Here is a 10,621-nt window from a genome sequence, read left to right as displayed (position 1 = left end):
CCACCCTCAAACTTCTCCAGAAAAAGATTAAACCCTTATAACACTAGTAAATATCTAGTGTTATAAGGGTTTTCACACACACTTTTTGTCCTATAAGCCTATAATGCTATAATTGCAATAAAATGTATAACGCTTTTAATGTTTATAATTCGCTATATAAATAAAAAAGTCCTTTAAAGTAAAAGACCTCTAGTTAATTTCTCAACTAGAGGTCAATTTTTATATGTATTATTTTTTAAGACGGCTAATTACTTCGTTAGTAATGTTTTCGATTTTGCTGTTAGCGTCAGCCGCACGGATTGTGTACGGATCATCCAATACTACGTCCATTTGTTTTTCAACGCGAATAGATTCAACAGCGTTGTGAATTGCTTGCATCATAGGTTGAGCAATTTTGTTGATTTCTTCGTTTTCTTTTTGAAGCAATGGAGCTACAGTTTTGTTGAATTCAGCTTCTGCTTGTGCAGAGTCTTGAATTTTTTCAATTTCTTGTACTTTTTTCTCAATTTGTGGACGGTATTGAGCGTCTACTTGTTGCATTTTCATATCTAATGCACCGTAGCCAGGGTAGCTATTTACTACTTGGCTCATATTTACTAAGCCAATGTTAGCAGCACTTGCTACTGCAGCAGTAGCAGAGATAGCACCAACGATAGCTAAGGTAGTCAATTTTTTAGATAATTTCATCTGAAATCCTCCTCGATTAAAAGTGTCACTATACAATCCAATAGTGTACTATTTTTACTATATCAAATCTCGCTAACTTTCACAAGACTCTGTTACATAGCATAATAAAGCCCTATGAAATGCTTATGAATGTCTATAGAAATTAAAACAATACCCACAGGTATGCTCTGAAGCCCTTAGGGCAGTCATGACGGACATATTCAGAACACACATGTGGGTATTGAGGCTTTCACCAATTATTTATAATTCAGTAACGAATTATTGTTCATCGTTAATATAGATGTATTTATCGGATTTCAATTTGGACACGAGGTCAGGTACCAAACCGATGAGACGATCAAAGCTGCTGCTGTAAGGGTTGCCCTTAATGTTGAACAACTCAATGCGGTCCCCTTTGATAACAAGGATAGCGCTTGGTTCCATTTTGGCACCGCCGCCACCGCCGCCACATTCGTGGTTTTTGTTCGCCGTGTTGTGGTTTGTACCAGTACCGAAACCAAATGTTACGTCAACGAATGGAACGAGCGTAGTATCGCCGATTTGTACAGCTTCGCCTACTACCGTTTCCACTTTGATCATATTTCTGAATTTCTCGAATAGGACTTCCAAATTCTCTTTTACATTACTGTTTTCCATCACAGTACCTCCGCTTTTTGTGAAAGTATCATTGCTGTACGTTCAATACTTAGGTTTTCATACTATGTATTTACTTCTATATGACATATACATTATTTGTAGACCTTATATATTGTCTTAATACAGCTCATTTACTTAGTTTGACTTAATATATCCTTATGCTGTTTGGCCTTGTGCGGCTTTCAGCTTTTCTAACTGTTTTGCTTCTTTCCGTTTAATCCAGAAGACGCGAGCGCTTTCACCCAATAGGGAACGCATTGGTTTAGATACCAAGAATCTAGTACCATGCCAAGCTAATACAGCGAGAATTATGCGCCCTTTGATGTGACCGCTACCTTCGCCGGCCCAGTTCACATAATCTAGTTCAATATTCTCAGCTTGTTCAGGCCAAATGCTGTACAACATAGATGCAATAATCCCCATGCGATATGGGTCACCGATACCAAATCGACCTTCTATGGCCACATCCCGTGGTTTAGAGTGGTCATAACATCGTTTTGACACAAGGAATAGCTGACGCCACAATTCTGTATTTCGTACATGTTTCATGAACCAGAATGTAGGAATTTCAGACTTGAATGATGCTACCGGATCGTTTGGATCTGGCTTTGCAAAACGACTTTTCACAGTTGTTTTGATATCATTTACCTTCGTAAATACCTTTTCCTTGATGGAACCGTCACTGTTGAAAGTAACGCGACTTACCACTTCGTCATCGTCTTGAATATGGGCCGTTGGATCTTGCTGAATGGAGTCATATCGATCAGCACGAGCCTGTGCATCCATATCTTTAGAACCTGGTGCAGGACGTTCAACGCGCTCATTTGGATTTTGGGAGCTACCCGCCCCTGGTGATTCTTCGTCACCAAAGGTTGTAGTAGAACCTTGAGAGCTCTTCAAATCTTCAAAACTAGTGCCATTAGAGCTTGCAGAAGGACCTTGTCCGCCCCCTTGCATAGCTTTAGCAAAAGCCTCTGCTTGTGACATATCATCATCATCCATTACTTTTTGGTATTCTTCGTCAACGCGATTTTCAAGCCATTCTTCATAGTCTTTCACAGGACCTATCTTGAGCATGCCCAAAACGTATAATTCCTTAAAAAATGGTTTGCCCTGTAAGTATGCTAAATGAAGTGAAAATACACGCCATAGCCATTTAACGCGCACCTCGCCACGATAAGGCGTGCGACCGTCAACTTCGATGCTATATGTGATTGGTGTCAGTAGGATAATCAAGATGAGTGCTGCAATGATGGCCACGATAACGAGGGCCACAATAGCCACTGTACTCAACCACATCACCTCCTTAGGTGTTCCTATGATTAGTTTTCAATACCTTTTCGAGCCATTACGCCTTGAAGGTAGTAATGTTTAACCTCTTTCATTTCCGTTACAAGGTCTGCCTCATCGATCAATTCTTGAGGAGCCCCACGGCCCGTAAATACGAGTTCCGTTTCTGGATGACGAGCATCGAGCAACGCCTTTGTTTTATCCCATGTAATGAGTTCAAAGAAGAGTGCCATGTTGTACTCATCAAGAACGACGAGATCGTAATCACCACTGCCGATGGCAACTAGAGCACGTTCGTAGCCTTTTTCAATGAGTGCTACATAATCCTTAGGGGGATTGCCAGATTCAAAGACAACGACTTCATCGCCCCATTTAGCGAGTTCGTCCTTGCTCTTCATCCCTTCTTTTATGATAAAGAATGGCTTGCCCACAGTTTCTAACGTTAAATTAGTTAAGGTAGGTAAAATAGTATGTTCACTATATACTTTAGATTTCATAAATTGCAAAAAGAGGACTTTCTTGCCAGCGCCGATGGCACGGATTGCTAGACCGATAGCAGCGGTCGTTTTGCCCTTGCCTTCGCCGGTATAAACTTGTACATAGGCCTTCATAGATATACCTCCGTTCATATACTTTTATTTTACAATATATATATGCAAAAAGAAAGAAAAAGAACTTGCTATAGTGCATTTGCACTTTGTAGTGACCCCAAAAAGTTAGACTTTTATTTCCGAGTAACCTAAACTGGTTGCTCGGAATTTTTTATGCTGCAGTAGTAGCTAAACGATAGTCAATTGGACTTAGCCAATTCAATCTTTCCTTAATTCGTTTAGTATTGTAATACATAATATAGTTTTCAATCGCCGTTTTTAACTCATCATAGCTATGAAAAGTATTGCCATAATACAGCTCTTGTTTTAAGATGGCAAAGAAATTTTCCATTGGTGAATTGTCGAGACAATTACCTTTTCTAGACATACTTTGGAATATATTATGCACTTTTAAATTATGTTGATACGCTTTCATTTGGTAACCCCAACCACGGTCAGAATGAAATGTCCGTCGATACTTAGCATCGGCAGTCTTTTCAATCGCCTGTTGTTGTGCTGAAAGTATAGACTCAGCCGATGGTGTAGGACTTATACTAAAACTAATAATTTCAAGATTATATAAATCCATAAATGGATCTAAGTATAGTTTTCCAACTTTCAAAGCACCGTTTGCATCTAGTTCATAATACTTAAATTCAGTTGTATCTGTAGTAATTTTTTGATGTGGTTGACTGCAATAGAATCTACGCTTAATGCGATTAGGTGCAATCCGTCCTTTAACGCCTTTATATGAGTTATATTTTCGGCTCTTACGGGAGAATGCTATTACTTGCAGATTGAACTTTTGCATAATTCGTTGCAATCGTTTCTTATTAACAACAATACCTCGTGATCGCAACAAAGGTAACAATCTTCTATATCCATAGTTGGGATGGTCCTTACGAATATCTTCAATAGCTATTCGTATTTGTAGATCTGGATCTACTCGGTCAAAGCGCTGTTGCCAGTACATATATGTTGCTTTTGGAAAACGTAAGGCAGCAAGAATCTCAGTTAGTTTGAATTCTCTTCGGAGACTGCTAATGATTCTTGCTGTTCTTTCATTTTTCGAGCGTCCTCGAGGCGCAATCTCCTCAATTCTTTTAAATAGGCATTCTCTATTTGAGCGTAGCGTAATTGTTTTTCCAATTCTAAAATACGAGCTTGCTCTGGTGTTAATTCTTTTTTCTTCTTTTGGTTACGTGATTTAGTATGTGTGGTAATCTTTGCTTTTTCATCTGTTCGACTCATGGTAGGTATTCGTCCTTTCGGTCGCTCGACAAAAGCATTGGTCCCATATTTCATAAAATCCGATTTCCAGCGAGCTATTAATGAAGGATTATTCAGCCCATATTGTAATGCAATTTGCCGATACGATAATTCACTAGTTAAGTATGACTCTACCACAGCTAGCTTAAATTCTGAAGTATATCTTGTATTATTTCGCTTTCGACACAAACCATCTTTACCAAATTCTTTAAATGCACTAATCCAACGACGAACTTGCGATGTAGTCTTTACACCATATTTCTTAGTTAAATACTCATATCCACCTTCGCCGTTTAGATATGCGGTAACGACTTTTAATTTAAATATAAGGCTATATTTTGCCATAGAAAAACCGACCTCCTTAACGTTAAGATTTTTGGTCTAACATTAAGGGGTCGGTTCACTTATAACAAGTTCTTTTTTATTAAGTCTATTAGATTATTTACTCAACAATTAGAAAATTACATCATCGTCGAGTCCTAAATAATGTAACGATTAGTTACTAATTGGCAAGAAAATCATAGGGTCTACAGGAGCGCTATTTAAACGTACCTCGTAGTGAACGTGAGCACCTGTACTTTTACCAGTACTACCCATCAAGGCGATAGTTTGGCCTTGTTTTACACTCATACCTACCGTCACAAGTACAGCACTGTTATGTCCATAACGAGTTACGAAGCCATTGCCGTGATCGATTTCAACGAGGTTACCATAACCACCGTCAGTATAACCAGCGAACGTAACTACACCAGCTGCGGTCGCCACGATTTGTGAACCATAGTCATCCGCGATGTCGATACCTTCATGGAACGCACCAATAGCACCTGTCACAGGGTCTACGCGGCTACCAAATGGAGATGTAATAACGCCCTTGCTCGGCCAGATGCTTGGTGTCGTACTATTCACAGCACCACCAGAACCAGCAGAGAAGTTGATAGATTGCAATGCCATCAAGTCTTGCGCACCACCATCGCGAAGGATGTTGCGCATCGTATAGAAGCTAACGAGCAATTTTTGTGCGTCTTTATCCATTTTAGACAAGCGAGCTGATAATTGTGCCGCTGTTAGCGTCTTTACTTCGCTTTCATCAGCGGCTACCGCCTTTGGGTCGCTGCCATCCCCACCACCTTGAGCCGGTGTACCAGATTCAGCGCCTTTTAGCATTTGCTTATTCTCTTCGCTAATTTGATTTAAGTTTTGGATTTTTTTATCTAGAACCTCTGTTTTTTGTTGTAACAATTTCAGCTGTTCCGATTGCAATTGCGTTTGTTGACGTAATTGCACCACCTCAGCTTGGCGCACGATGCCCCAAATGCCGAGTACTACTGCCGCGATGATTAAGATAGAGCCAACAATGGCTGCTATTTTCGCCTGCTTGGTTGTTAATGTCAATATGCAGTTGTCACCATTTCTTTCAACTTTGTTTGAAATAAATGCCGGTACTTTCAATACAAACCTTCCTTATTTAGAAACGATGGCGCTCGTTAACGCTTCCTCATTAGTACGTTCGCCCAACGCTTCGTTCAAACTTTCTAATTCTTCTTGTGAAAGACTAACAAGACTTTTACCTTTCACAATTGGTTTACTAAAAATACGGGATTCGCTACGACCGTAAATACTGGAAATACAGATGCCGTTATTGTTGCCATCGAGCAATGTAAGCGCAAAGGACAGATCATTACCGATATTTTCAAAGGCATTATATTTAATAAAGCCAATTTTTTGTATCGTATTGCTCTGCGTATTGCGGATAGCCGCTTGCTCAGTCAACAAGGACTCAAGGCCCTTCGCAGCATCGCGAATTTCGCTAACCTCTACAGATAATTTACGCTCTAGGCTCGCACCATTATCTCCTTGCATAAAGAAATCGTATTTCTTTTTCAAGCTGCCTAGACGAATGTGTAAGATTACACAATACACCAATACAGCGATAACAAGAACGATAGTTACCATACCAATCCACGGTTGAATCGATTCGAACATGTATATTCCTTCCTATACAATCATCAAAACTCCAACACTTAATTATACCATTCTAATTGTGAAAGTTAAATGACTGCATGCAATTTAATTTAACATACGTAATTATAGATTAATTATATCTATCCTTTAATTTCGTCAATAAATGGGCTTATTGCCCGTTCTAGTATACCATGTAGAGCCGCTATGAGTACACCGTAATTTACGATTGGCGTACCTTGTACAACAGCACATTCAATACGCCGTAGTACTTCGCGGCGTGTGAGCATACAAGCGCCACAGTGGATGATCAAATCATATTGTGATACATCTTTAGGGAAAGCTCCCCCACTAGTGAATTCCAGCTGTAAATCCGTATGACCTTGCTTCTTAAGAAGATTAGGGATTTTTACAGTCCCAATATCATCACATTGACGACGATGTGTACAACCTTCGCTAATAAGAACCTTAGAACCTGGTTTCAAATTCTTAATAGCATTAACACCAGCTACTAAGTCCTGTAATTTTCCTTTAAAGCGAGCCATCAAAATAGAAAAAGAGGTCAAAGGAATTGTATGCGGTGTCAATTCATCGACACGATCAAAGGCTTGAGAATCACAGATAACCATTTTAGGTGGATGTTTAAGAGAATTAATCATAGATGGCAACTCTTCTGTTTGACACACCAAGGCTAATCCTTTGTAATCTAAGATTTCACGAATCGTTTGAACTTGTGGCAAAATTAAACGACCCTTTGGCGCGGCACTATCAATAGGACACACAAGAATGATGGCATCCCCCTCTTCCACCAGGCCTTGTAACAGTGTTTGCTCCCCTTCTACATTAAGAGGAGTTAAGCCGCCAAGTAAATCTAACAATTCAATCCGTTTTTCATGAGAAGTAAAATCAGCTGAACCAATTACGGTAGCAAGATCACTTAACCCCTTATGAGATTTAATATAAGCAGATATATTTGATTCAAGTTTTTCTTTATCAGCTGTACTTAATTCAACTTTATCTGTATTAGCTGTATTTAATTCAAATTTTTCTTTATTCTCTGTATTGATTTCGTTTATATCGTTTATTTCATTTACGAATAACGCAATAGGCACATTATTTTGTTTTAAAAGCCCTAACCAATGCATGTCATCAGAGGTTGGTTCTTCATCGGTACGAAGCACATAGACGGCAAGGTTAATCTTTTTTACAACCTCTTCTGTCTTTTCCATGCGCAATGTACCAAGTTCAGTTGTATCATCAATACCTGCTGTGTCAGTAATAACTACAGGACCGAGCGGCAAGATTTCCATAGACTTGCTCACAGGATCTGTCGTCGTGCCTGCTACATCAGATACTAAAGACACAGGCTGATCAGTTAACATATTAATCAATGTAGACTTACCAGCGTTACAACGGCCAAAAAAACCTATATGAACGCGGTTTGCTTTAGGTGTTTGTTCCATAGTCTATCCTTGTAACTTAACGTATATATCTTATAAAACCTTCTAGTATTACTAAAACTGTTTTCTTTTACTATAATTATTTTCTTGTGCTAGAATTATTTTCTTGTGCTAGAATTATTTTCTTGTGCTAGAATTATTTTCTTTTGTTAGAATCATTTTGTTTTACTAAACCCTTAAATACAGTAAAAGCGCAGCCCGTAGACTACGCTTTTACCGTGGATTGTAAATTGTATTTACATTATACAGAAATATTATCAACTTGTCATTACTAATTTCACATAGGCTAATGCTAATTTTAGTATGTAAAGTATATTATACGCGGAACTCCATTACTTCTGTATCTTCAGTTTGATCTTGACCATCCATGTATGCGATCAGTCTTTCCAATTCGGCTTCCGAGGAGAAAGCAATTTCAATCTTGCCTTGTACCTTTTTACCAGCACGGAACTTGATATTTACAGGAGATCCTAAGCTTAATTTTAAACGATCCATCAAGGCACGTACTTCTGCCGTACTTTGAGGTTTATTTGCTTTAGTCTTAGGGGATTTATTTTGCATAGACTTAACAAGCGCTTCTGCTTGACGAGCACTTAATTCGCCCTCTTTAATGCGTTCAGCTGCTTCGATTTGTTGAGCTGCGTTACGAAGTGCCAACAATGGACGAGCTTGACCTACTGTTAAGTCCCCTTCAATAAGGTCTTTTTGTACAGAGTCACAAAGTTTTAAAAGGCGAACCATATTGGCAATATAAGAACGACTGCGGCCAAGACGAGCAGAAATCATTTCTTGCGTTTGTTTGTACGTATCCATTAAACCTTGGTAAGCCAAAGCTTCTTCAATTGGATCTAGTCCTTCACGTTGCAAGTTTTCAACGAGGGCTACTTCAGTCATCTCTTCTGTATTATATTTCTTTACAATAACTGGAACTGTTTCTAAACCAGCAATAATAGCTGCGCGGTAACGTCGTTCACCAGCTACGATTTGGTATTTATTCTTTTGTTTACGTACTACGATTGGTTGGAAAATACCAAGATTTTTAATAGATTCAGCTAATGTAGCTAAACTATCTTCATCAAAACTTTTACGAGGTTGATCTACATTCGGAACTAATTCGGAAATCGGTAATTCATGTATTTCCTTTTCAGGCAATACAGACTCTACAGAGTCAACTTTCATCAAATTACCAAGGCCCTTACCCAATCCGGACGCTTTGCTTTTTTTACTTTTAACTTCTCTAGGCATATAACTAACCTCTCTCACCTTACATATAGCATTTATTAAGACTTAGATACTTTAATAACTTCTTTGGCTAATTTAGTATATACATCCGCACCTTTGGATTTTGGATCATATACGATAATAGGTTCACCATAACTTGGAGCTTCGCTAAGACGTACATTACGTGGAATAATAGTCTTATAGACTTTGTTGCCAAAGAACTTTTTAACTTCATCAGCTACTTGAATAGATAAATTTGTACGACCATCAAACATAGTCAACAATACACCTTCAATTTCAAGGTCTTTATTAGAAGTTTGCTGTACGATAGTTATAGTCTTAACTAACTGACTTACCCCTTCTAGTGCGTAGAATTCACTTTGAATTGGAATCAATACACTATCTGCTGCTGTAAAAGCATTTAAAGTTAGCAAACCAAGGGATGGCGGACAATCGATGATAATAAAATCATATTCATCACGCACTGGTGCCAAAGCTTTTTTCAACATTGTTTCACGTGAAACAACGGAAACCAACTCTACTTCTGCACCAGCTAATTGAATTGTTGCAGGCGCCACAAATAGCTTTTTAAGCATTGTAGGCTGAACAATATCAGCAATAGGTTCACCATCAATTAGAACATCGTGTACACAGAGTTCTAAATCATCCTTTTCAATGCCTAAACCAGAGCTTGCATTACCTTGCGGATCCAAATCAACAAGTAATACTTTCTTACCTGCATCAGCTAAACAAGCACTCAAATTTACTGATGTTGTAGTCTTACCAACACCGCCTTTTTGATTAGTAATAGCTATAACTTTGCCCACTTAATTCACCTCGCATATTCGTTCAAAATATTCCTTTTTCATTATAACATAAAACAACTGTAATTATGGTAATTACAAATCAAATTCTTAAAAATTAATCTATTTATACATGTAATTACATTTTAAAACTTAATTTCTGATCAGAATCAGTTAGCTTATATGTTAATAACTAACTTAATAATATATTTTGATTACAATTATAATTGTTTCACGTGAAACAATAATTCTTTCTATTAATAAAAACAGAATATTATTTTTATAAAAATGTTTCACGTGAAACATTTCAAAATACAAACAAAAGAAATAGGAAAATAAGAACAGAAACAAAGATCGAAATCAAAGCAACAATAAAATAATAAACTCAGAAAATTAATCAAAAAAATATTAGATACAAAAATATAATTTTAGTATAAATGTATACGAAATATTAAAACTTACTCAAATTTTTTATTGATACTTAGATTACATCAACAACTCATAACACGCTAATATTTTATATAAGAGTATAAGGGTACAAGGGTATAAGAAGATAAGAGTAAAAGGTATAAAGGTATAAAATCTTAAATGTATAAGAAGATAAAATATGCTTAGTTGTAAATTGAAATTGAACACATAAAAAATCCATATTAGTACAAGTGATAAGATTAGAGTATCAAATTCGCAATCAATCACGAGGTACTAA

At 37.5% G+C, this 10,621-nt stretch carries 10 protein-coding genes; all 10 read right to left on the bottom strand.

Translation table 11 applies throughout. The features are described 5' to 3' along the window. Positions 1–228: 228 nt before the first annotated feature. The 10 genes from KH364_RS09270 to KH364_RS09225 all read right to left on the bottom strand — a co-directional run bounded on the left by KH364_RS09270 (position 229) and on the right by KH364_RS09225 (position 9,939). Positions 229–687 (bottom strand): OmpH family outer membrane protein, encoded by a 459-nt coding sequence (locus KH364_RS09270; RefSeq protein WP_054747438.1) that lies wholly within the window; start codon positions 685–687, stop codon positions 229–231. 258 nt (positions 688–945) lie between these two features. Continuing rightward, complete coding sequence (locus tag KH364_RS09265; RefSeq protein ID WP_009351604.1) at positions 946–1,323, bottom strand: spore germination protein GerW family protein; 378 nt, start codon at positions 1,321–1,323, stop codon at positions 946–948. A 156-nt stretch (positions 1,324–1,479) separates the two neighbouring features. Continuing rightward, a complete protein-coding gene (locus tag KH364_RS09260) occupies positions 1,480–2,616 on the bottom strand; it encodes a hypothetical protein (RefSeq protein WP_105081861.1) in 1,137 nt (378 codons plus the stop codon). Positions 2,617–2,645: 29 nt separating this feature from the next. Beyond that, a complete protein-coding gene (locus KH364_RS09255; RefSeq protein ID WP_105081805.1) occupies positions 2,646–3,224 on the bottom strand; it encodes a cob(I)yrinic acid a,c-diamide adenosyltransferase in 579 nt (192 codons plus the stop codon). Positions 3,225–3,375: 151 nt separating this feature from the next. Next, positions 3,376–4,817 (bottom strand): IS3 family transposase gene (locus tag KH364_RS09250; RefSeq protein WP_265138413.1). Its coding sequence is split into 2 segments (ribosomal slippage): positions 3,376–4,229 and positions 4,229–4,817, totalling 1,443 coding nucleotides; the frame shifts between segments, so codons are not numbered across the junction. Positions 4,818–4,967: 150 nt separating this feature from the next. Next, positions 4,968–5,921, bottom strand: a complete 954-nt coding sequence (locus KH364_RS09245) for a M23 family metallopeptidase (protein ID WP_273299405.1) — start codon at positions 5,919–5,921, stop codon at positions 4,968–4,970. Between the two features lie 12 nt (positions 5,922–5,933). Continuing rightward, positions 5,934–6,455 carry a DUF4446 family protein gene (locus KH364_RS09240; RefSeq protein ID WP_009351560.1) on the bottom strand — a complete coding sequence of 174 codons (522 nt, stop codon included), beginning with the start codon at positions 6,453–6,455 and terminating at the stop codon, positions 5,934–5,936. 119 nt (positions 6,456–6,574) lie between these two features. Further along, positions 6,575–7,894, bottom strand: a complete 1,320-nt coding sequence (gene hydF / locus KH364_RS09235; protein WP_273299404.1) for a [FeFe] hydrogenase H-cluster maturation GTPase HydF — start codon at positions 7,892–7,894, stop codon at positions 6,575–6,577. Positions 7,895–8,206: 312 nt separating this feature from the next. Next, positions 8,207–9,136, bottom strand: a complete 930-nt coding sequence (locus KH364_RS09230; RefSeq protein WP_273299403.1) for a ParB/RepB/Spo0J family partition protein — start codon at positions 9,134–9,136, stop codon at positions 8,207–8,209. A 35-nt stretch (positions 9,137–9,171) separates the two neighbouring features. Then, on the bottom strand, positions 9,172–9,939 hold the full coding sequence (locus KH364_RS09225; RefSeq protein ID WP_273299402.1) for an AAA family ATPase: 768 nt from the start codon (positions 9,937–9,939) through the stop codon (positions 9,172–9,174). Positions 9,940–10,621 lie beyond the last annotated feature (682 nt).

It is taken from the genome of Veillonella sp. oral taxon 158 (assembly GCF_018376515.1).
GTDB classification, from domain to species: Bacteria; Bacillota; Negativicutes; order Veillonellales; family Veillonellaceae; genus Veillonella; species Veillonella rogosae.
Note: the sequence above shows the minus strand (reverse complement) of the source record. Positions and strands in the feature narration are given on the sequence as shown.

Bases quoted from the DNA above. Each gene is read 5' to 3' on its own strand.
- KH364_RS09270 (WP_054747438.1), bottom strand. From the start codon at position 687: ATGAAATTATCTAAAAAATTGACTACCTTAGCTATCGTTGGTGCTATC.
- KH364_RS09240 (WP_009351560.1), bottom strand. From the start codon at position 6,455: ATGTTCGAATCGATTCAACCGTGGATTGGTATGGTAACTATCGTTCTT.
- KH364_RS09255 (WP_105081805.1), bottom strand. From the start codon at position 3,224: ATGAAGGCCTATGTACAAGTTTATACCGGCGAAGGCAAGGGCAAAACG.
- KH364_RS09265 (WP_009351604.1), bottom strand. From the start codon at position 1,323: ATGGAAAACAGTAATGTAAAAGAGAATTTGGAAGTCCTATTCGAGAAA.
- hydF (WP_273299404.1), bottom strand. From the start codon at position 7,894: ATGGAACAAACACCTAAAGCAAACCGCGTTCATATAGGTTTTTTTGGC.
- KH364_RS09230 (WP_273299403.1), bottom strand. From the start codon at position 9,136: ATGCCTAGAGAAGTTAAAAGTAAAAAAAGCAAAGCGTCCGGATTGGGT.